At 62.7% G+C, this 20,103-nt stretch carries 20 protein-coding genes and 1 pseudogene; 4 read left to right on the top strand and 17 right to left on the bottom strand.

Features of this window, described 5'->3' with window-relative positions:
• The first annotated feature begins 28 nt into the window (after nucleotides 1–28).
• Nucleotides 29–409, top strand: a complete 381-nt coding sequence (gene panD, locus N4J17_RS08475; protein ID WP_198323909.1) for an aspartate 1-decarboxylase — start codon at nucleotides 29–31, stop codon at nucleotides 407–409.
• A 4-nt stretch (nucleotides 410–413) separates the two neighbouring features.
• On the opposite strand, the gene folP is transcribed toward panD, so the two are convergent.
• From folP to N4J17_RS08405, 14 genes and pseudogenes are all read right to left on the bottom strand, one after another.
• Nucleotides 414–1,250 carry a dihydropteroate synthase gene (gene folP / locus N4J17_RS08470; RefSeq protein WP_198323910.1) on the bottom strand — a complete coding sequence of 279 codons (837 nt, stop codon included), beginning with the start codon at nucleotides 1,248–1,250 and terminating at the stop codon, nucleotides 414–416.
• Nucleotides 1,251–1,345: 95 nt separating this feature from the next.
• A complete protein-coding gene (gene folE2, locus N4J17_RS08465) occupies nucleotides 1,346–2,104 on the bottom strand; it encodes a GTP cyclohydrolase FolE2 (RefSeq protein WP_232470692.1) in 759 nt (252 codons plus the stop codon).
• A gap of 44 nt (nucleotides 2,105–2,148) precedes the next feature.
• Entirely contained in the window at nucleotides 2,149–2,586 is a 438-nt protein-coding gene (queD, locus tag N4J17_RS08460) for a 6-carboxytetrahydropterin synthase QueD (protein WP_198323911.1), read from the bottom strand.
• Nucleotides 2,587–2,607: 21 nt separating this feature from the next.
• Nucleotides 2,608–3,591: a CobW family GTP-binding protein gene (locus N4J17_RS08455; RefSeq protein ID WP_198323912.1), complete on the bottom strand. Its 984-nt coding sequence runs from the start codon at nucleotides 3,589–3,591 to the stop codon at nucleotides 2,608–2,610.
• The gene (locus N4J17_RS08450) at nucleotides 3,584–4,561 is read right to left on the bottom strand and encodes a CobW family GTP-binding protein (RefSeq protein WP_277458513.1); all 978 of its coding nucleotides are present in this window, start codon (nucleotides 4,559–4,561) and stop codon (nucleotides 3,584–3,586) included. Before N4J17_RS08450 ends, N4J17_RS08455 begins: the two co-directional genes overlap by 8 nt.
• Nucleotides 4,554–4,907, bottom strand: coding sequence for a phosphoribosyl-AMP cyclohydrolase (hisI, locus tag N4J17_RS08445; protein WP_198323960.1), 354 nt, complete (start codon nucleotides 4,905–4,907; stop codon nucleotides 4,554–4,556). The genes N4J17_RS08450 and hisI overlap by 8 nt, the downstream gene beginning before the upstream one ends.
• 53 nt (nucleotides 4,908–4,960) lie before the next feature.
• A complete protein-coding gene (locus N4J17_RS08440; RefSeq protein ID WP_198323913.1) occupies nucleotides 4,961–5,179 on the bottom strand; it encodes a hypothetical protein in 219 nt (72 codons plus the stop codon).
• Nucleotides 5,176–5,619 carry an RNA polymerase-binding protein DksA gene (gene dksA, locus N4J17_RS08435; RefSeq protein ID WP_232470688.1) on the bottom strand — a complete coding sequence of 148 codons (444 nt, stop codon included), beginning with the start codon at nucleotides 5,617–5,619 and terminating at the stop codon, nucleotides 5,176–5,178. The genes N4J17_RS08440 and dksA overlap by 4 nt, the downstream gene beginning before the upstream one ends.
• A gap of 10 nt (nucleotides 5,620–5,629) precedes the next feature.
• A complete protein-coding gene (locus N4J17_RS08430) occupies nucleotides 5,630–6,550 on the bottom strand; it encodes an amidohydrolase family protein (RefSeq protein ID WP_277458512.1) in 921 nt (306 codons plus the stop codon).
• Between the two features lie 97 nt (nucleotides 6,551–6,647).
• Nucleotides 6,648–7,190: pseudogene (locus N4J17_RS08425) on the bottom strand (amidohydrolase family protein); the annotation flags it as partial.
• Nucleotides 7,191–7,361: 171 nt separating this feature from the next.
• Entirely contained in the window at nucleotides 7,362–8,051 is a 690-nt protein-coding gene (locus N4J17_RS08420) for a DUF1826 domain-containing protein (RefSeq protein WP_232470689.1), read from the bottom strand.
• Between the two features lie 17 nt (nucleotides 8,052–8,068).
• Nucleotides 8,069–10,198 (bottom strand): TonB-dependent receptor, encoded by a 2,130-nt coding sequence (locus N4J17_RS08415; protein WP_198323914.1) that lies wholly within the window; start codon nucleotides 10,196–10,198, stop codon nucleotides 8,069–8,071.
• A gap of 226 nt (nucleotides 10,199–10,424) precedes the next feature.
• A complete protein-coding gene (locus tag N4J17_RS08410; RefSeq protein WP_277458511.1) occupies nucleotides 10,425–10,910 on the bottom strand; it encodes a transcriptional repressor in 486 nt (161 codons plus the stop codon).
• Nucleotides 10,911–10,939: 29 nt separating this feature from the next.
• The gene (locus N4J17_RS08405; protein WP_198323915.1) at nucleotides 10,940–11,434 is read right to left on the bottom strand and encodes a hypothetical protein; all 495 of its coding nucleotides are present in this window, start codon (nucleotides 11,432–11,434) and stop codon (nucleotides 10,940–10,942) included.
• Nucleotides 11,435–11,566: 132 nt separating this feature from the next.
• Between N4J17_RS08405 and N4J17_RS08400 the strand changes: the two genes are divergently transcribed.
• A complete protein-coding gene (locus tag N4J17_RS08400; RefSeq protein WP_198323916.1) occupies nucleotides 11,567–11,956 on the top strand; it encodes a hypothetical protein in 390 nt (129 codons plus the stop codon).
• Nucleotides 11,957–12,011: 55 nt separating this feature from the next.
• Here N4J17_RS08400 and N4J17_RS08395 read toward each other — a convergent pair whose 3' ends face one another.
• Genes N4J17_RS08395 through N4J17_RS08385 form a run of 3 tightly spaced genes read right to left on the bottom strand, consistent with a single transcriptional unit; the run spans nucleotide 12,012 to nucleotide 17,574 of the window.
• Nucleotides 12,012–15,110 carry an efflux RND transporter permease subunit gene (locus N4J17_RS08395; RefSeq protein ID WP_198323917.1) on the bottom strand — a complete coding sequence of 1,033 codons (3,099 nt, stop codon included), beginning with the start codon at nucleotides 15,108–15,110 and terminating at the stop codon, nucleotides 12,012–12,014.
• Nucleotides 15,110–16,279 carry an efflux RND transporter periplasmic adaptor subunit gene (locus N4J17_RS08390; protein WP_198323918.1) on the bottom strand — a complete coding sequence of 390 codons (1,170 nt, stop codon included), beginning with the start codon at nucleotides 16,277–16,279 and terminating at the stop codon, nucleotides 15,110–15,112. The genes N4J17_RS08395 and N4J17_RS08390 overlap by 1 nt, the downstream gene beginning before the upstream one ends.
• Nucleotides 16,276–17,574: a TolC family protein gene (locus tag N4J17_RS08385; RefSeq protein WP_198323919.1), complete on the bottom strand. Its 1,299-nt coding sequence runs from the start codon at nucleotides 17,572–17,574 to the stop codon at nucleotides 16,276–16,278. The genes N4J17_RS08390 and N4J17_RS08385 overlap by 4 nt, the downstream gene beginning before the upstream one ends.
• A gap of 388 nt (nucleotides 17,575–17,962) precedes the next feature.
• Between N4J17_RS08385 and N4J17_RS08380 the strand changes: the two genes are divergently transcribed.
• Complete coding sequence (locus N4J17_RS08380; protein ID WP_232470690.1) at nucleotides 17,963–18,637, top strand: response regulator transcription factor; 675 nt, start codon at nucleotides 17,963–17,965, stop codon at nucleotides 18,635–18,637.
• Nucleotides 18,634–20,034: a sensor histidine kinase gene (locus N4J17_RS08375; protein ID WP_198323921.1), complete on the top strand. Its 1,401-nt coding sequence runs from the start codon at nucleotides 18,634–18,636 to the stop codon at nucleotides 20,032–20,034. The genes N4J17_RS08380 and N4J17_RS08375 overlap by 4 nt, the downstream gene beginning before the upstream one ends.
• Nucleotides 20,035–20,103: the final 69 nt, after the last annotated feature.

Raw genomic sequence — 20,103 nt, 5'->3', positions numbered from 1 at the left:
CCCTGATCAGACCTGACAGGTACGCTCAATGCAAACCACGATGTTGAAAGCCAAGTTGCACCGAGCGCGTGTGACCCATTCGGAGCTCGAATACGAAGGCTCCTGCGCCATCGACGGCGCGCTGCTCGACTGTGCCGGCATTCGCGAATACGAGCAAATCCAGATCTACAATGTCAACAATGGGCAACGCTTCACCACCTATGCCATCCGCGCCGCCGATGGCTCCGGCACCATCTCGGTCAATGGCGCAGCCGCCCGTCTAGCCGCCGTGGGCGATGTCCTCATCATCTGCGCCTACGTCGGCTTGAACCAGGCCGAACTGGCCAGTTACCGGCCTAACCTCGTCTACGTCAACGAAAACAACCAGATCACCCGGACCAGCCACGCCATCCCGGTGCAGGCGGCCTGAAGCCCTAACGCGCGCGGCGGATCGCATCCGCGACATCCGCCGCCTGCCGGTTCTCCTTCACGTCGTGAACCCGAAACAGCCGCACCCCGGCTGACACGCCCAGCGCAGTCGTCGCCACCGTCGCCGGCACCAGCGCCGCCGGCTCGGTTTCGCCGCAGACCGCCCCCATGAAGCGCTTCCGGCTGGTGCCCAGCAGTACCGGATAGCCCGTGGCAACGAAGCGGTCCAGGTGGGCCATCAGCTTCAGATTGTCGTCCCGGCGCTTGCCGAAGCCGATGCCGGGATCGAGGAGGATGGATTCGCGCGGGACGCCGGCGCGCCCGGCTGCCTCCGCCTGCTCCAGCAGGAACGCCAGCACTTCGGCGACTACGTCTTCGTAATGCGGCCGCTCCTGCATGGTCTTAGGGCTACCCTGCATGTGCATCAGCACGATCGGCACTCCATCCGCCGCCGCGAGCGACAACATGGCTGGATCGTCCCGACCGGCCGAAACGTCATTGATCAGGTCCGCACCGGCGGCCAGGGCCGAGCGCGCCACTTCCGCTTGGGTGGTATCGATGCTGATCGCCACCCGTTCGGGCAGCAGCACCCGCAGGCGCTCAATGACCGGAACCACACGCGCGATCTGGACCGCGGCCTCGACCGGCTCCGCCCCCGGCCGGGTTGACTCCCCGCCCACGTCGATCACGTCGGCGCCCTCGCCCGCCATGAACACGCCGCGGCGGACGGCCTGCTCGACGTCGTCGTACAGGCCGCCGTCGGAAAAACTGTCGGGGGTGACATTGAGGATACCCATGATCAGGGGGCGATCCTGGGCGAGCAAGGCAAGCAATCGGTTCATAGAAAGGTCCTGGCGAATTTTAGCCCGCCATTCTATTCGATCGCGTCGGTTCCCGTACCAGTGAATTCAAGGCCGTCAGCGGCGGATGGAGGGCATCAAGCGGCCGCCATCCCCTTGTCACGCTCGATCAGCGCGTAGACCGAATGGTTGTGAATGGATTCGAAATTTTCCGCCTCGACCGCGTATGCCGCGATACGCGGTTCGGCATCCAAACGGGCGGCCACACCGCGTACCAGATCCTCGACGAAGCGGGGATGGTCGTAGGCATATTCGGTGACGTACTTTTCGTCGGCACGCTTGAGGAGGCCGTAAATCGGCGAAGAGGCCTCGGCCTCCACCCATTCGATCAACTCTTCAATCCAGACAAAACCTCGGGTGCGCACGGTGACGGCAACGTGAGACCGCTGGTTGTGGGCGCCGCGCTCGGAAATCGCCTTTGAGCAGGGACACAGGCTGGTGACCGGCACGATCACTTTGATGCGGCTCGCCGCCTTCGTTCCCGCGATCTCGCCAATCAATGCCACTTGGTAATCCATGAGGCTTTTCGCGCCGGTTACCGGCGCCCGTTTCTCCAGGAAATAGGGAAAATGCATCTCGATGTAGCCGGCCTCGGCTTCCAGGCGCTCCACTATTTCAACCAGCATCGCCTCGAACGAGGCGACGTCGATCTCCCGATCGTGGCCGTTGATGATCTCCACAAAGCGCGACATATGGGTCCCCTTGAAGTGGTGGAGCAGACTCACCGCCATGTCGAAGCGGGCGATGGTGTGCTGTTCGCCTAGACTTCGATCCCTGACCCTAACCGGATGAAGAATGCCCTTGATCCCGACCCTGTCGATGTCTATGCGGCGCAGGTCCGCTCAGCCCTGCACGTCGTCGATAGCCAAACCAGCGTCCTTCATGCTTCGTCCTCGGTGTAGCGGACCGACGACGTATCCGTCTCCCAGACGGTCACCGCACTCACCTTGGCGAACTCCCGATCCAGCTTTGAGGAAAGCCGGCGGTAAAACCAGCCGGCCAGATTTTCCGCGGTCGGATTGATCCTGTCGAACGGCTCGATCTCATTGAGATAGCGGTGATCGAGGCTATCGGCGAGTGCCCGGGTTTCCGCCTTGATCGTCTTGAAATCCAGGGCGATGCCCAGCGCATCCAGGACACTTGCGGACACCTCCACCTCCAGCTTCCAGTTATGTCCGTGCATCCGGCGGCAATCGCCGAGATAATCGCGGAGCGAGTGTGCGGACGAGAACTGGACCTGCACGCGAAGGATATAAAGGCCGCGCTTGCCTGAAGCGGCGGTCGAGGCGAGGAAGGGGGTATCGTTGTAGGCGTTCATGAGTTGCGATAGGAACGTTGGTCAATGCAGCCGGATCGCGTCCGGAACCGCGATGCCACCGATGGTCGCCATCAACTCGTCGGCGAGTTCGTGAACGGGGCCGGCGGCGATAAAAACCAGGCGTCCCAGACGATCGTCGGCTGTGCGGGCTGGCAAGCACACCGGCGGATACAACCGGTCCGCCACGGCTTGTACGATGACGGGCTCGGTCTGGTCGGACAGGCGAACCACGCCCTTGACCCGCACCAGGCGGGAACGGTGCCGGCTCAACAATCCTTCCAGTACCGTTTGCAGCTGCGGCCAGGGCATCGGCGTGCTCAGATAGAGGGAAACGCTGCGGAACCCGTGATCGGGCGAATCCTGCCCTTGAGGCAGCCGGCGGTTATCGGTCGTAACCGCGGTTAGAACGGCCTCTGGATCGACAGCACCTCGCACCACGGCCAACCGTAGCGTAGCCGGAGCGAGTTCTTGCAACCGGAGGTCCAAGCGCACACTGTCCTCCGAACCGGCCAAATCGCCATGGGTGAGCACCAATGTATCCGCCCAGGCCACCTGAGCGCGGGCTTCGAGAAACCGATCCAGATGCTCCACGGCAGAGGGCACGGCCAGTGTGGTTACGACGCTTTGCAAGCGGTAACGGGAAGACAGCCAGCGATCCCGCAGCAGGGTGTCCAGGACAGGTTCCGGGCTGGCGACACCACTGGCTTCGATGATGAGCCGCTCGAACGGGGGTGTCGCTCCGCGACTCCATGCCATCCATAGATTTTTCAGGTTCGGGGCCAAAGCGCCTTTTATCTGACAACACAGGCAGCCACCGGACAATACCATCAGCGGCAGATCCTGCCGTCCGAGCAGCTCCTGGTCGACCGGCGCGCTGCCGAATTCGTTGATCAGCACCGCTGTCCTCGGCCCCTCGCGGAGCAAACGATTCAGCAAGGTGGTCTTTCCGCTGCCGAGAAAGCCGGTGAGGACGAGTACCGGCAGTCGCGAGTCGGAATCAGCCATCGACGTGACAGGAGGCCAAAGCGGCCAGAATCTGATCGCGCGGCAGGTTGCGCCCAATGAATACCAATTGGGACTCGCGCGCCTCCCCCTCGCCCCAAGGCAGCCCCGCCGTGTCGCCGAACATCATGTGTACGCCCTGAAAAACGATGCGGCGGTCGCATCCGGCTACGTTGAGGATACCTTTGTAGCGCAACAACTCCTGACCGAATCGGCCGACCATGATTTCCATGAAGTAAAACAGACGCGCGAAGTCGAAAGGTTTGCCGGAGCGGTACACGAACGAACCGACGGCGTCATCATGTTCGTGGCTGACGTCCTCCAGAAAGTCCGGTTCCAGAGCAAGGATTTCCCTTAAATCAAACCCCCGGATGTCGAGGACTTCGCGCAGGTCCACCTGACCGAAGTGGACGCGCAGCAGGGGAGCGCGCGGATTCATAGCACGCAGGCGCGCCATCAAAGCGTTCACCGATTCCTCGCTGACCAGGTCGGTCTTGGACAACAGAATGCGGTCGGCAAAACCGACCTGCTCCTGCGCCTCGTGGCACTCATCGAGCTGCCGCGGAGCATGTTTGGCGTCCACCACCGTGATGATGGCGTCCAGGCGGTAATCCCGGGCAACGCCTTCGTCGACGAAAAACGTCTGCGCCACCGGCGCCGGATCGGCCAGCCCCGTGGTTTCGATGAGGACCCGGCAGAAATTCACCGCGCCCCGGCGGCGGCGCTCCGCCAGATCGCCCAGGATGCGCACCAGGTCGCCACGCACCGTGCAGCAAATGCAGCCGTTGTTCATCTCGACGATCTGCTCGTCGCCCTGCTGCAGCAACTCGTTATCCACCCCGATCTCACCGAACTCGTTTTCGATCACGGCGATACGCTGACCATGCGCTTCGCCGAGGATACGGTTCAAGAGCGTGGTTTTACCTGCACCCAAAAAACCGGTGAGAATCGTTACTGGAATGGTTTCACTCACGAGACAGACTCCTCGAATCGACGACCAAGTCTTCGCCGTCGACGCGGTTGTAAAAACAACTCGAACGTCCGGTGTGACAGGACGGACCCTGTTGATCGACCAGAAGCAGCACCGTGTCGCCGTCACAATCCAGGCGCAGCTCCTTCAGCCACTGCCGGTACCCCGAAGTCTCATCCTTGCGCCAAAGCGCCTGGCGCGAACGCGACCAGTAGCAGACACGCCCCGTGGCCAGCGTCTCGACGAGCGCCGCGCGGTTCATCCACGCGAGCATGAGCACCTGACCGGTGTCGTATTGCTGGGCGATGGCGGGAATCAGGCCGCGGTCGTCGAAAGGTAAGCTATCCATGACGGCCCGCCATGGCAGGCGGCCGCCTTCCGGCAAGGTTTCGGCCAAGTCGATCACGGTTGAGTCTCCTGCGCCGCGTGCTCGAACCAACCCAACACGCGCAGCCAATGGGCGTCGCCGTAAAGACGCCGAAACCGCCCCGCTTCCTCGGCATCTCCGTCCCTCAAGGCGGCAAGCCGTGCATGGAGGAAAGCCACCGTCAAAGGAATGCCGCATTCCACCTCGATGCAGTGGCGCCACGCGCTGTAGGTCTGTGGAACCCTGAAGGTCATGACGGATTGCCCTGCCGTTCGGCGCGCTCGTGGCGGATCTGGGCTTCCAGGCATAGCGTAGTAGTAGGCCGGGCAAGCAGACGCCGCAAACCGATCGGTTCGCCCGTTTCTTCGCAATAGCCATAGGTTCCCTCGCCGATGCGCGCCAGGGCGGCATCGATCTTCTTCAGATACTTGCGTTCCCGATCCAGCCGGCGCCGCTCAATGAGATGTTCTTCTTCCAACGTCGCCCGGTCGTTGGGATCGGAAAGACCATCCCCTGCTTCCAATACGGTCCGTGCCGACAAAGCGCGCTCCAATAATTCGGCTCGAAGGGCTCCCAAGTAGTGACGGAAGAAGGCGGTCTGACTCGCGTTCATGTAATCGCCCTCCGGCATCGCCAATAACTCCTCCGCACTGATAGGGCTACCGTCGGCTAATTCGACGTCGCACTCAAGCATTGTCTGATCCTCATGCCGCCCGAATCGAGCGGAAACGCTCGGCATCTTCGCGTTCGAAAGCGACGCCGCCCACGGTGAAATGGTCCAGCGACAGGCTGTAGAAGCGATCTAAATAGGCTTTGACGTCGCGCTCGATGCGCCTGTCGTAGCAAGGCTCAATGGTCAGCGCCGAACCCGCTGGGCGATCGACCACGGCGCCCTCGCGAACCACGAGTCTTCCACCTTTCCATACCCATGCCGCGTCGGTGAACATCGCCCGCTTATCCGCCTGCGGCCGGTAGACGGCGACATCGGCGATGGCGCCGGGACACAGGTGGCCGCGGTCTTCCAAACCCAAAAGACGCGCCGCGGCTGCCCGTGTCATGACCGCAATGTCGTGGAGGGAAAACTCCCGGCGCAGGTGGGGCAAAAGCGTCAAGGCCAGCGCTTCCTGATCGAGCCGGGCCATTACCGATGCACGGTAGTCGGCGTCCATCAGCAAGCGGATCAGTTCCGGATAGGCGGTGAAAGGCGCGCCGTTAGGATGATCGGTGGTGAAAAACAGCCGCCAGGGGTCTTCCGCCAGCAGGAAAATCTCGAGACCGACGGCCCACTGCAGGGTGTTGACGAAACTCCGCTCCCGGTACCGGTAAGGCACCACCCCGCCGGCGCCGTCGCACTCGGCCTCCCACACCACCCATTTGCTGGGGCTGGCGTCGCCGCGGCGGCTGTACTGCGCGATCACGTCGCCGGAAACGGTGACCATCTGCTCGAACAGCACCTGACCCACATCCATGGTGATGTTGGGGTGGCGGTGGAAAGCTTCCATCAGACGCGCCGCGCCCGAGGAAAAGCCCTTGGCGCCTTCCTGCCCGTAACCGTAGAACTGGAAGTGCGCCAGATGCATGGGCAGACCCTGTGCGGCCTCCATGGTGGCGACGGCGGTTTCCACATTGCCCGGCACCCAGATTGTTGCAGTGGACGTGCACGGGATGCGGGATGCCCAGCTCGCACACGGCCCGCTGCAGCGTTTGCAGGATCCGGCGGGAGCTGACACCGTAATACGGCACTACATCGTCTAGATCGAACTGGCGTACGTTCCATTTGAAGGCTGCGGCCCCGCCGGCATTGATCACCTTGAGTCCCAGGCAGCGGGTGGCGCACAGCGTCCATGCCACGTAGTCGTTGACCTGCGCCTGGCTGGCCTGGTCGCGCAGCAGTCCCAGCAGAAAATCGTCGCTGCCCAGGATGGCCAGGCCCGCCGTGTCGACGATGGGAATGTCGGCCATCTGCAGATGGGCGTCCAGGGCGTTGGCCGGCAGCACCGCCGGCTCGACCACGGTGGTATACCCCATCCGGGCGTAACGGTGGCCGATGTCGGCGCTCGACCATTTGGCCGTACTGACAAATCCGGCGGGAGCCAACTGGGACCGCAAAGCAAGCCCCAAAGGGACGAATCCCATGGACGGCGTGAGCTCCGGAGGGTTCAGCCACCGCGCCATCGAGTTCCGATGCTGCTCCGGCAGAAGTACCCTCGCCGTGTTCACATTGCCGCCGGCAATATGGCTGTGGATGTCGATCGCTCCGTCCATGAGGATATGGCCCGAAAGGTCGTGCAACTCATCGACTGTGGCATCGGGCCCCGGGTCGACGGCGATGCGGCCATCCCGGATGTATAGATCGCGGACTTCGCCCGCCCAACCTTGTACCGGATCGTAGACGGACGCGCCGGCCAGTTTCGTCAGCATGCTCTCATCCTCCTCCTATAACAGCAGGTCCAGGGTCAACAGCAAGCGGCGCGGCTGCTCCGGAGTCGGCTTGGGCGATCGATGCACGGCGCCGGGATAGTCTAGCCCTCCCCAGGTGGCGCCTTTCATCAGGGCGACGGCATGGGCCGGCATGGCGCGGACACCGCCCAAGATCAAGCCGGATTCCTCGTCCGATAAGCCTTTCGAGCCGGCAAGACCCAGCTTGGTTCGATCCACCTCGCCGTCCGCCAGCCACTCGGTCCCCCGCCCGCCGTAGGTGCACACCAGCCGGCAGGGTACGAAATCGACGTGGAAGCGCGGGCACATGGCCTGGTTCAGCGTTCTCAGACGCAGCCCGACCGAACCGGTTTCGAACAGATCGCAAAACGCGGCGGTGAGGCGGGCGATGTCGCGCCACCACGCGTCATGGCCTTCCAGCCCACGATATTCGGGCAGCAGCGAAGAAAAATCGAAATGCTCGAAGGGCAAAGCTTGCGACAACTCGATTTGCTTCCCTTCGTTCAGCAGTTCGCCGACGAAGCGCTCGATCGCCGGCACGGGCGGCCGCCGTACGAGGCAGAGGTAGACGTCAGGCTCATAGATGCGGGCCAGGTCGGCGAAGTCTTCGGAGATGACAGCGGTCCGAGTGGCGGGCGTTTCAAACAGGGAGGCCGCGGTGGCCATATCGTCTGGACAGGTAGGCATGCGATCGTTGTTCTGGGCTAATAGGTAATCCGAATTCCCAGTTCCGCCCCGCGCCCCGCCTCCGGCGCGAAATAGCGCAAGTAGGAGGTGGAGTTGCGGATGTTGTCGTTGAGCAGGTTGTTGCCCTGGGCGAAGACCAGCACATCGGCGTCCTTGAACGCCTTGACCTCGTACTGCACGCCCAGGTTGAGCAGCACGTAGCCGTTGGTCATGGCATCGTTCTGGCCGGCATAAATCTGCTTCTCGCCGCGAGTCAGCCGCAGATTGCCGCTCCAGTGCTCGTCGTAGGCATAGTCGAGCTGGAGGCCGTAGCGCAGCGGCGGCATGCGCGGCACGTTGCCGCCGTTGACGAACTGGCCGCGGGTGAAATCACTGAACAGGGTCAGGTCCAGCACCCCGTAGCGGTTTTCCATCAGCGAAAATTTGACGTTGCCTTCGTAGCCCAGGAAGTAGGCACCGGCCTGGGTGGTCTGCACCACCGGGAAACAGGCGCCCGGACTGGTGCAGGCTTTCTCGAACTGCTCGGAGTCTTCGTTGAACACCTCATCCGTGATCTGCTGGTAGATGTAATCGTTCACGAAGTTCTGGAACACGTTGAGCTCGGCGCTGATTCCCCGCCCCCTGTAGCGGTAGCCCCAGTCGAAGTTGTAAGAGGTTTCCTCGGTGAGATTGGGATCACCCAGCTCATAGCTGTGCGTGGCATCGTGCACGCCGTCGGTGAACAGCTCCTGCACCTGGGGCGCCCGTTGCGAGCGGGTCACGGCGAAGCTGACGGCGTGTTCGTCGTCGAGCTTCCATTGCCCGGAGGCGGAGGCGCTGATCGGCGCATAACTGCGGTTGGGGCCACCCTGGGGATCGATGGAATCCGATTCCCCGCGCAACCCAAGCTCGTATACCCCCGCGCCCAGCTCGAAGGATTCGACCGCGAACACGCCGTAGCTGCCGAGCTGCGATTTGGGCACCAGCGCGTCAGGGGAGCCGATTTCGATCGCCTCGAAATCGGCCGAACTCATCTGTACCCCAACGACACCCTTCACGATGCCGATGGGCTGATGCGCAACTTCCAGACGGCCTTCGTTGGTCGTCTTGTTGAAACGGGCGGCCGCCACGCCGTCGTTCAGCTCGGTGTGGGTGTAATTGATGTGGCCGAAGCGCATGCGCACGATCTCGACGAAATCCACCGGGGCGTTCAGCTCGCTCTTGAAATCGTAGCGCGACTCCTTGAGGTTGATCCGGGTGTCGCCCGCGCCAGGCGAACCGTCGGGCGGAATGCCGTAGTTGTTGCCCAAGTAATTGATCGACACTCCGGCAAAGCCCGGTTCGCCCACCAGGGAAAACCCAGCGGAACCGCCCTTGGCCCGGTTTTCGGTGTTGGGGATGACGCCGTAGGAGTTCTGGATCGGACTGCCTTGCAGCGCGAGGTCAGTCTGGCGCGCCTGGGTCTCGGCGATCGCCGGACCGCCGATGTGCAGATTGTTGCTCTCGCGGTAAAAGCCGTCCAGATGATAGGACACCAGATCCTGACCGCCCTCGACCTTGAGGTTGGTCGTAGTCTGGCCCGAAACCGAGTTGAACCGCTGTTCCCCGGTCGCCGTCATCAGCTTGTCCGGCACCAGCGAAGGAATACGGTTGTCGAGAACGTTCACAATGCCACCGATCGCCCCGCTGCCATACAGCAGTGTGGCCGGACCGCGCAGGATCTCCACCCGGTCGGCCAGCACCGGCTCTACGGCGTTGGCATGGTCCGGGCTGATCTGCGAGACGTCGCCGGTGCCTATGCTGTTGGTCATGACCTGGACGCGGGGACCGGTCTGGCCGCGGATCACCGGGATACCGACGCCGGGTCCGAAGGACCCGCTGGTGACTCCGGCCTCCTGCTTGAGGGTTTCGCCGATGGTGGTACCGATCTTCGTCCGCAACTCCTTGTCGGTCAGCACGGTCACCGGGCGCGCCATGTCGGAGACTTTTTCCTCCAGCGGACTGCTGACAACGACCGGTTCAAGCTCCACCGAAGCCGGCTCCGCATCGACTGCCGGCGGGCTCATTTCGTTACCGACCGGCTTGCCCGCCGGCTCGGAAACCTCGGCGGCATGGAGCGGCGCCACCAGCGCAATGAAATAGAAGGAGAGAGAAGATCGTTTGAACATGATGCTTCCGGAACCTCGAGGATCCGTACCGATGTTATATCGTCACCCGTCTCTCGCCAGCCGATCCGGTATCTTCCGGCAAAGACTCGCAGCCAACCCGAAGAGCTACCCTGGCGGCGAGCACGATTATATATGTTATAAAGTAACAAAAACAAGCCTGGCCAAGGAAACGGGCCAGAAGACGCGGCAGACCGCAACGGCTATCAGTGAGGAATTTCGGAAGAACTCAAACGGAATCTTCTCGCGCGGCACAAACCGTGCAAATGCCGTGTATTTCCAGCGCCTTGTAACGGACGCGAAAGCCGGCCGAGGCGATCTCCGCGGCCACCGCCGCCATGACGGATGAGGCGGCGCGCTCTTCCACCGTGTGGCAGCGGTCGCAGATCAGCAGCAGGATTTCGTGCCGGCGTCCCACGTCGCTGCAGCCGATGAAAGCGTTGAGGCTTTCGACGCGGTGGATGAAACCCTGCTCCAGCAGGAAATCCAGCGCCCGATATACGGTTGCGGGCTTGGCGGACGGATCGAACGGCTTGAGCAGCTCGAGCAGGTCATAAGCCTTGACCGCCTCATGGTTTTCCCAGATCAGCGCGAGCACCTGGCGCCGCAGGGGGGTGAAGCGCACCCCGCGCTCGCCGCAGAGTTTTTCGGCGCGGCTCAGGGCGCGGTCTATGCACCCCTGATGGTCGTGCCCGCCGGACGGCGCGGGCGCCACCACTTCCGCAGACGGAGTCCCTCCGAAACTCACTGTGGTCGCCCAGGACGCTCCGACTGGCGCAGCGGCGCTGGCTGCTGGCCCGAGCCGTGGCGTGAACGCGAGGAACCGAGGCTGGTATCCACCAGCTTCGCAATCATGTCGTCCCAGGAAGCGTACTGCCTGAACTCCGGATCACCCGCCGCGATCCTAGCGTTGACCGCGGTCCGTGCCAGTTCGATGACCTCTTCCGGCGTCATGCCGTCCACCGCCTTGGCGAAGGCGTCCGGCCCCTCCTGCGACTTGATCTTGTCGAGGAGGCCGAACGCCGTATCGAAGATCACGCGATCGTTGGTCGACAGATAGCGCTTGACCTTCATCGCCGACTTGTAGGCGGCCGCCTTGGACACCCCATTGATTTCCGTGGTTCTCGACATGAATGCCGGGAGGAAATAGATGACCGCGAGCGCCGCCATCACGACAGCGAGAACGCGCATGGCCTTGCTCGACAATCCACTGTCTTTCTGTTCTAACGACTGGCTCATATGATTTCTCCATGGATCGTTCCCCCTGGGGGAACAGGACGCCCGACGCTGGCACGAATCCCATCATCCCAGCAAACCTACCGAACCATTATATAATTTCGAATTCCCCCAAATCATACGTCAAGCGCCCCCATGCCCAAGAATTTCCCCATCCTTGCGCTCGCGATGGCGTTGCTCACCGGCTGCAGCCACGACATCGGCCTGATGCGGCAGGACGAAACCCTGACGGGATACGAATCGGCAATTCGCTGGGGACTGTGGGAGAAAGCCGCGAGTTACCAGGTCAGGCGGCCCCGTCCCGAACAGCGGCTCGACCGCCTGAAGGGCTACAAGGTCACGGGTTACCATGTGCGCTACAGGCACGCCGAAGAACCCTCCGCCCTGCTGTTCCAAACGGTCGAAATCCGCTACCTGCGCCCGGAGGAACTCACTGAACGCAGCATGGTCGAGGAGGAGATGTGGCGCTATGACAACGACAACGAGTGCTGGATGCTGGAAACCGATCTGCCCCACCTCCACTGAGGAAGACGTAAGCGAACGACGGGGAACGGGCCAACAGGATCGCTCCCGCTCCTTGCTATGAAGTCCCGCCCCCGCCCGCAACCAGCAGAGAAGGCGCCGCCAGGCGATAAAGCACGGGAATCAACAGCAGCGTCATCATCGTCGCGCTGAACAAACCCCAGACGATCACCGTCGCCACCGGCCTCTGCACGTCCGAACCGAGGCCGGTGGCGAGTGAAGCCGGCATCAAGCCCAGGATGGCCACCAGAGCCGTGATCAGGATGGGACGGAACCGGCGGGTGGCCGCGTCAAGGATAGCCTGCTCCAGCGGCACGCCCGCCAACCGGTGACTCGTGATGGTGCGCAGCAGAAGCACACCGTCCATGATGGAGACGCCGAATACCGCAGCAAAACCCACGCCCGCCGACACATTGACGTTCATCCCGCGCACATACAACGCCAGTATCCCACCGACGAAGGCGAACGGAATCGCCGTCAGCAAAATCAGCGCCACCCGTTGCGCCCGGAACGTGATCAGGAGCAAAAGATAGATGACGCCGATCGTGACGGGAACCAACAGTGCGAAGTGTCGCTTCGCCCGCTGGAGGTTATCGTACATCCCCAGCCAGGCCACGTGGTAACCGGCAGGCATATGGATTTCCTGCTCGAACCGCGCCTGGGCATCGGCGACGAAGCCACCCTGGTCGCGTCCGACGATATCGCTGCGGACCGTCAGACGACGGCGTCCGTCGGCCCGGGCGATCATGGTCTGTCCGTCGATGATCTCGATGCGTGCCACTTGCGCGAGTGGGATGGGAATATTGGAAGCGTTATAGACCGGCAGCCGTCCCAATGCCTGGGGCGAGAGCAGATGCTCCGGCGAAAACCGGGTCACGATGTCGAAACGCCGTTCACCCTCGTACAGGGTACCTATCGGTGAACCGCCGATGGCGGTATCGATCATCCGGGTCACATCTTCGATCCGGACGTTATAGCGGGCACACAAGGAACGGTCTGGCTCAATCAGCAGCTGGGGCTGGGGACCTTCCTGCTCGATGTTGACATCGGTGGCGCCCGGCACTCGTTTGAGCAGCGCTTCGGCCTTTCGGGCCAGATCCAGCAGGACCTCGGAGTCGGGACCGGAGAATTCGATCGCCAGGTTGGCCGAGGTGCCGTTGGTGTCCTCGGTGACGCTGTCGATGATCGGCTGGGTGAAGTTGAAGCGAGTGGTCGGAAATTCCTCCCGGAAACGGGCCCCGAGCGCAGCCAACAGTTCATGCTTGTTTCCGAACCGCGTCCAAGCCTCACGCGGCTTGGGACCCAGCATCATTTCGACGCGGCTGGGCGGGTAAGGATCGGTGCCGCTGTCATTACGGCCGGTCTGCGCCACGGCGAACTGGATATCCGGAAAGCCCAGGGCGATCTCCCGCAGACGGCGGCCGAAATGGGCGGTCTGCCGTAAGGATGTGCCTTCCGGAAAGTTGGCGCGCACCCAGATGACACCTTCATCCATGTACGGTAGGAACTCCATACCCAGCCGCGGCACCACCGTCGCCAGGATCAAAGCCAAGAACGCCGCCGCGGTCGCCACAACAGGCTTGCGGTGCTGGATGAGCGTGGTCAACAGCAGCCGATACCGTCCGGTCAGCCAGTGCAGCACCGGATTGTGCCATTCCCGAAAGCCTCGCTGGAAAAAAAAGGTCGCCAGAACCGGCACGACGAACAGCGCAGAAAGCAAAGCCCCGCCCAATGCGAACACGATGGTCAAGGCCATGGGACGGAACAGCAAGCCTTCGATGTGAGTCAGCGTCAGCAGCGGCAGGAATGCCCCCAGGATCATCAGCAGCGAAAAGAACACTGGCCGTTCAACCTCCAGAGCGGCCTCCAGAACCGTCAGCGTCACGCTTCCCGGTGCTTCCCGCCGTCCCCTCTCGTCCAGCCGCCGGGCGATGTTCTCCGCCATGACCACGGCACCGTCGACGATGATACCGAAATCGATGGCGCCGATCGAAAGCAGCCCGATCGGGATGCCCGCGAGGTACATCAATACCAGGGCGAACAGCAGGGCAAAGGGAATGGTCAACGCCACCAGCGCCGCCAGCGCCGGCCGGCCGAGGAAAGCCAGCAGGATCAGGATGACGAGACCTATGCCCGTCATCACGCTGTGGCCGACGGTATGCAGCGTGCTTTCGATGAGGGTGCTGCGATCGTAGTAAGGCTCGAGCCGGACGCCGGGGGGCAGCCCTTCGGCATTGAGTTCGGCGATCGCCGCCTGCACCGCGGCCAGCACCTCGGATGGATTCTCGCCCTTGCGCAGCAGCACGATGCCTTCGACCGCCTCGTCCTTGAAATCTCTGCTGAATATGCCGGCCGGCACTTTGGAATCGAGCTGCACGTCGGCGACGTCACGGATGTAGATCGGGGTGCCGCCCAGAGACTTGACGAAGATCGTGCCGATCTCTTCGGCGTTCTGGAGTGATCCGCGGCCACGGATCACGAACGACATGCTGCCCCGCGAGAGCACGCTGCCGCCGGCGCTGGCGTTGTTGGTCTGAATGGCATCTGCCACGTCGTTGACCGACAGACCGTAGCGTTGAAGCTGGGCCGGATGCAGCAGCACCGCGAATTGTTTTTTATAGCCTCCAAAATTGGAGACCTCCGCGACGCCGGGCACCCGGAGCAGGCGGGGTATGACCACCCAGTCGTTGAGCGTGCGCAGCTCCATCAAGTCCTGGCGTCCATCCGAGGCCAGCTCGTAGCGCAGCACTTCGCCATAGGCCGTGGCAAGCGGTCCAAGTTCGGCCTGGGCGCCCGCCGGTAATTCGAGGCCGGTCAACTTCTCCTGCACCCGCTGGCGCGCCCAATAGCTTTCCGTGCCCTCCTCGAATATGAGCTGGACCAGCGACAACCCGAAGATCGTACGCGAGCGGATGGTTTCCACCTTGGGGACGTTGCGCATGGCGATCTCGACCGGCAGCGTCACCTGGCGCTCGACTTCCTCGGGTGCGCGGCCGGGATAGGTCGTGATCACCTGGACCATCTGCGCCGAAATATCCGGATAAGCATCGATCTTCATCCGTGTGAATAGCCACCCGCCGAGCAGCATCAGGCCACCGGCTGCGAGCAAGACCACCCAGCGGAACTGCAGAGCTGCTCGAATGAATTTGGCAATCATCAGGGATCGTCTCCATCATCCGCCGGAGCCGTCCTGGCTTCGAGCAGTGCCTGTACCACCAAGGGTTTAAGCAGGATCGCACCATAGCCGATCAGACGCTCTCCGCCCGTCAGCCCCGCGAGGATTTCAACCCCCTCCCCGGCCCGCTCCCCGACCTGAACGGGTGTGACGCGCCACAGCCCACTGCCTGCCTCCGTCAATACGAAGTCGGTATCTCCGATATGCAAAACCCCGTCCGATGGGACCAGAACCGCCTCGCGCGGATCGGTGCCCAGGCCGATTTCGGCATACATGCCGGGCTTGAGCTGACCTTTGCTGTCGTCGAGCTCGAAAAACACGCGCAAGGTCCGGCGTTCCGGCGACAACGCCGGCGCCAGACTTCTCACCGTTCCCCGGAAGGTCTGGCCGGGCAAGCCGAAAAAATGCGCTTCGCAGGCTTGGCCCGGCTTCACCAGACTGATCCTGACTTCCGGCACATCCGCCATCACCATGGCCGAATCGGCGTCGGCGTGCTCGAGCAATGCCGGGTCCACACCCGCCTGGAGCAACTGGCGCTCCAAATCGGCGTGGCTGTGGGTGGCTTGGGTAAGCGCACTCTCGGCCTCGAAGACCGCTTTTTGACCTTCCAGTTGAATCTGCAGCAAGGCTGCTTCCGCCTGGGTAAGGTCCCGCACCGCTTCAGTGCCGGTAGCGACCAGTTTGCGCAGGCGCTCGACCACCCGCTCCTGCGACTGTAATTGCGCCGCCGTCAGTTCGCGGGTCTTCTTTAGACGTTTGGCTTCGAAATCCATTTGGGTGCTCGCTTTTTCCCAGTCGGCGTAAATGCGCGACAACTCCACGCTGCTGAACTGCCAGCGGTCCGCCAGCGCCTCCTTACCGGGACGAAGCCGCGCCATTACCGCGCCGGTCACCGTCAACAAGGGGGTGCCGATACGTTCCTTTCGCACCGTAGTGAGGTCGAACTTCCGCTCCAGGAGGCTCCCGGGCTCGACGGCGACGAGCCAAGGGCCGGCGACGGTGGCCGTTCCCGGCTTCGGAGGCTGCTCTCCTGCGAACTGCGGCGCCGACACGGGCCAGAAGCGCCAGATCCCCATCGCCAATGTCAACGCACCGGTCGCCAGGACAGCCCGGCGAAGCGCTAACGGAAGGGTGCGAAACCGGAAAATCATCGAAGCACCTGCTTTCCGATAGCGGCGTTGAGGGCATAGAGTGAATGCCAATAGCTGGACCGGCTGACGATATGCAGCCGGAAGGTTTCGCGGTAGGCGCGCTGGGCATCCAGCACGTCGATCAGCGGCTTACCACCCAGTTCATAGGCAGCGCGAATCTTGTCACGCACATTGCGGGCGGCATCGAGCTGTCCGGGATCATCGATCAGCAGGGCATCCCGCGCCGCCTCGAAGTTCTTGACCGCTTCGAGGATTTCGGCGCGCAGGCTCACCAGCTGAGCGGTGAGATTGTGTTCGGCCTGGCTCTTCAATGACCTGGCTTTGGTGATGTTGCCCTGGTTGCGGTCGAAAACCGGCAGGCGCATTTGCAGGATGACGTTCCATGAATCGGCATTGGCCTGATTCATCTCATGCTGGAACTGATTGGTGTAACCGAAAGCGGGCTTGACCTCCGGGTAAGCTCGGCGCTCCTCCAGTTCCACGTTCGCGGCTGCCATCGCGATCTGGCGATGCCATGCGATCAGATCGGGCCGGTTTTCCTCCGCCAGGGCGAAAGCGGCATCGGCCGCCAACGGCGCCGCCGGCGCAGCGACGTCCAGATTCCCCTTTACTTTCAGCGGGACGTCGTCCGAATAGCCGAGGAAGGTCCGCAGCCGCGCGATGGCTGTCGCCAAAGCGGTTTCTCGGCTGCGAACCTCACGGCGGCTTCCAAAAATGAACACTTTGACGCGGTCCAGCTCGATGGTGCCGGCACCACCGAGCTCCACACGGTTGGCTGTAATCTGCTCCAGCTGCGACAGATTGTCGAGGTCCACCCGCGCCAGGTCGAGCAGGGCCTGGGCCTCCAGCACGTCGTAAAAAGCGGCGATGGTACCGGCGATGCGCCGGCGGAGCAGATCGGAGAACTGGGCCGCGGTCACGTCCACGCCTTTTTGGGCGGTGACGATCGCCGCGGCGCGTTTGCCGAAAAGGAACCAGTCGATCGGAAAACTTACCAGCGCATCGGTCTGGGTCGGCCCACCCTGCCGGGTTTCACGCCAGGGCTGCGCCCAGGGGATCATGAGCACATCCGCGGTCAGCTCGGGATTGGGCAGCAGACCGGCCGTGACCAAATCCGCCTCTGCCTGCCGTATGCTTTCCAAGCCAGCCTTGATTTGCGGATCGGCCTCCAGCGCCCGGCCGATCGCCTGGTTTAGGGTCAACTCTCGCGCCGCGCCTGCGATGCCGCCGCCAGCGGAAGGCAAGGGAGCGGGCGAAGCCGCCGGCGCTGTTCCAGACTGGACGATATCCTGCATAAAGACAGGGAGACCCGTCGGCCTGTATTCCGGTGCGGTACAGCCGCCAAGAAGCCACATGGCGCAAAGCAGACACCACCCGGGCCCGCCCGAGCCGGCACCTCTTCCGTCCGCATGGAAGCCGTTCCGCTCCACTTTCTATATCCGTCAGAATTTTTATGTGATATATCGACGCCGGCCTGGACAGACCGAGCCCCCTTCGATGTTGGGGGCAGGACGCGCAAATGGCGCCCTGGGCTCTACGAGGAAGGTGGGTGCAGGATAGCGAAGCAATGGTTAAGATTGGCTCAAGAAACCCTGAATTCTTCTTCAGGATCGGCTTCGGCAGATGGGCACGGTGGATAGACTATCGGGGGCATCGAGACCACAGCAGACAATGAGAATTCTCTTGGTTGAAGACGACCGGAAAGCAGCCGGACTTCTCGCACGCGGCCTTTGCGAGGAGGGTTTCCGCGTCGACACCGTCCACTCCGCAGAAGACGCCGAGCAGAGAAACTTCCACACGGAGTACGGGCTGATCATCCTCGACTGGCGCCTGCCCGGCAAAGAGGGGCTGGCTTTCTGCGCGGAACTGCGGAACCGGCAGATAGGCACGCCGGTTTTGATGCTCACCGCCCGCGATGCGCTGACGGACAGGGTCCGGGGACTCAACACCGGCGCCGACGACTATCTCACCAAGCCCTTTGCCTTCGAGGAACTGCTCGCGCGCGTTCGCGCTCTGCTGCGGCGGGCGGAGCCGGCCCGTCCGGCGCTGCTGGCAGTCGGCGACCTCGTCCTTGATCCGCGAAGTCGACGCATCACGCGAGGCGGACGCCAGCTCTCCCTCACGCCCAAGGAGTATGCGATCCTGGAACTCCTCCTGCGACGGGCTGGTGAGGTCGTATCCCGTACCCAGTTGGCCGAGCAGATATGGAGAACCGGCCTCATCGCTCTGGACAATCTGATCGACGTTCACATCAGCAATCTGCGCCGTAAAGTGGACCCGCCCGGCGTTCCGCCGCTCATCCGAACGGTGAGAGGCTGCGGCTTCAGCCTGGCGGCGAATGGCGACGGATCGCCGTGATCCTCGGATTACGGGCACGTCTGATCCTCGTCCACCTGGCCATCGTCGTCGTCGTACTGGCCTGCTCTGCCGCCGGTGCCTACTGGATGCTCCGCCAAGCGGTTCACGGTGAGCTCGATGCCGCACTGCTGGCCCTTGCGGAAACCGAACGGGCGATGCTGCTAGAAGCCGGGGAACAACCGGTCAAGATTCATGAAACCGCCCCCGGCCCCGCACCTCCCTCCTTTGCCCGTCTCGACCGGCTGGTGCAGATCGTCGACGGCGAGGGCCACGTCCTGGCGCGTAGCGCGAACCTCGGCGCAGCGAGGCTTCCATCGCCGCCAGGTCTGCTGGCGCGCCTGGCTCAGGGAGAAACGGTCTTCGATACCCTCCCGGCTTTCGGCGAGGAACCGGTTCGAATGATCTCGATTCCGGTACACAAGGACGGCTCGCGACTGGCGATCCAGGTCGCCGGATCACTGGATGACGCAAGAAACGTCATGAAATCGGCCGCCTTGTTGTTCATCACCATGACCTCCGGATTGCTCGTAGCGGTGGGCATTGCAGGCACGTCGCTGACTCGCAGGACGTTCCACGCGATCGACGAGGTCGTCCGTCAGGCCCGGCGGATCGGTGAGGCCAATCTCGGGGAACGCCTCCCCCATCCGGGCAGCCATGATGAAATCGGCAGACTGGTCGACACGCTGAACGAGATGCTCGATCGTCTGGAGCGGAGCTTCGAAGTCCAGCGCCACTTTACGGCCGACGCCTCCCACGAGCTTCGATCGCCTTTGTCCCGACTGCGGACGGAGCTCGAAATCACCCTCCGCCGACCCCGAGGCTTGGACGAATATGAACAGACCTTGCGTTCCTGCCTCGAGGAAGTGGAGCGGCTGACACGATTGGTAGAAGCACTGCTCGAATTGGCCCGGCTCGATGCGCAACAGGAAGGCGCTCCCGGCGAGAACGTTTATCTGAACACGCTGCTTACCGAAATCGTGCGTTGCCAGCAACCGTTGGCACAGGAACGGTCGATCAGTATCATCGTCGAAGCCTCACAACCTGTGGCCGCCTGTGTATCGAGCGCTTCGATCGGCGTCGTTTTCTCCAACATCCTGGAAAATGCCCTGAAATTCTCGCCACCCGGCGGGACCGTCCGCATCCGGCTGACTGCCAAGGGTGCGGAGGCGGTCGTGAGCGTTCGCGATAACGGGCCGGGAATCGAGGCCGGCGAAAAAGACCGGCTGTTCGAGCGTTTTTACCGGGGTTCGATCGCCCGCGCCGAGGGAATGCCCGGGACCGGGCTGGGACTTGCGCTTTCCCAAGCCATCGTCCGACATTGTGGCGGGACGGTCGAAGCCGCGAATCATCCGGAAGGCGGCGCCTGGTTCACGATCCGCCTGCCGTTGGGACTCTGAAAGGGGAACATCGAGCCCCACGCGCGCTCAACCCGTCGTCGTCCGAAAAGCAGCGACTGGCTCCGATAC

It is taken from the genome of Methylococcus capsulatus, assembly GCF_036864975.1.
Lineage (GTDB): Bacteria > Pseudomonadota > Gammaproteobacteria > Methylococcales > Methylococcaceae > Methylococcus.
The sequence above is the reverse complement of the archived record's forward strand: the minus strand, read 5'-3'. Positions and strand labels throughout refer to the sequence as shown.

Excerpts from the sequence above, each read along its gene's own strand:
- panD (WP_198323909.1), top strand. The coding sequence starts at position 29 with ATGCAAACCACGATGTTGAAAGCCAAGTTGCACCGAGCGCGTGTGACC.
- folP (WP_198323910.1), bottom strand. The coding sequence starts at position 1,250 with ATGAACCGATTGCTTGCCTTGCTCGCCCAGGATCGCCCCCTGATCATG.
- queD (WP_198323911.1), bottom strand. The coding sequence starts at position 2,586 with ATGAACGCCTACAACGATACCCCCTTCCTCGCCTCGACCGCCGCTTCA.
- N4J17_RS08455 (WP_198323912.1), bottom strand. The coding sequence starts at position 3,591 with ATGGCTGATTCCGACTCGCGACTGCCGGTACTCGTCCTCACCGGCTTT.
- hisI (WP_198323960.1), bottom strand. The coding sequence starts at position 4,907 with ATGGATAGCTTACCTTTCGACGACCGCGGCCTGATTCCCGCCATCGCC.
- N4J17_RS08440 (WP_198323913.1), bottom strand. The coding sequence starts at position 5,179 with ATGACCTTCAGGGTTCCACAGACCTACAGCGCGTGGCGCCACTGCATC.
- dksA (WP_232470688.1), bottom strand. The coding sequence starts at position 5,619 with ATGCTTGAGTGCGACGTCGAATTAGCCGACGGTAGCCCTATCAGTGCG.
- N4J17_RS08420 (WP_232470689.1), bottom strand. The coding sequence starts at position 8,051 with ATGCCTACCTGTCCAGACGATATGGCCACCGCGGCCTCCCTGTTTGAA.
- N4J17_RS08415 (WP_198323914.1), bottom strand. The coding sequence starts at position 10,198 with ATGTTCAAACGATCTTCTCTCTCCTTCTATTTCATTGCGCTGGTGGCG.
- N4J17_RS08405 (WP_198323915.1), bottom strand. The coding sequence starts at position 11,434 with ATGAGCCAGTCGTTAGAACAGAAAGACAGTGGATTGTCGAGCAAGGCC.
- N4J17_RS08400 (WP_198323916.1), top strand. The coding sequence starts at position 11,567 with ATGCCCAAGAATTTCCCCATCCTTGCGCTCGCGATGGCGTTGCTCACC.
- N4J17_RS08395 (WP_198323917.1), bottom strand. The coding sequence starts at position 15,110 with ATGATTGCCAAATTCATTCGAGCAGCTCTGCAGTTCCGCTGGGTGGTC.
- N4J17_RS08390 (WP_198323918.1), bottom strand. The coding sequence starts at position 16,279 with ATGATTTTCCGGTTTCGCACCCTTCCGTTAGCGCTTCGCCGGGCTGTC.
- N4J17_RS08385 (WP_198323919.1), bottom strand. The coding sequence starts at position 17,574 with ATGCAGGATATCGTCCAGTCTGGAACAGCGCCGGCGGCTTCGCCCGCT.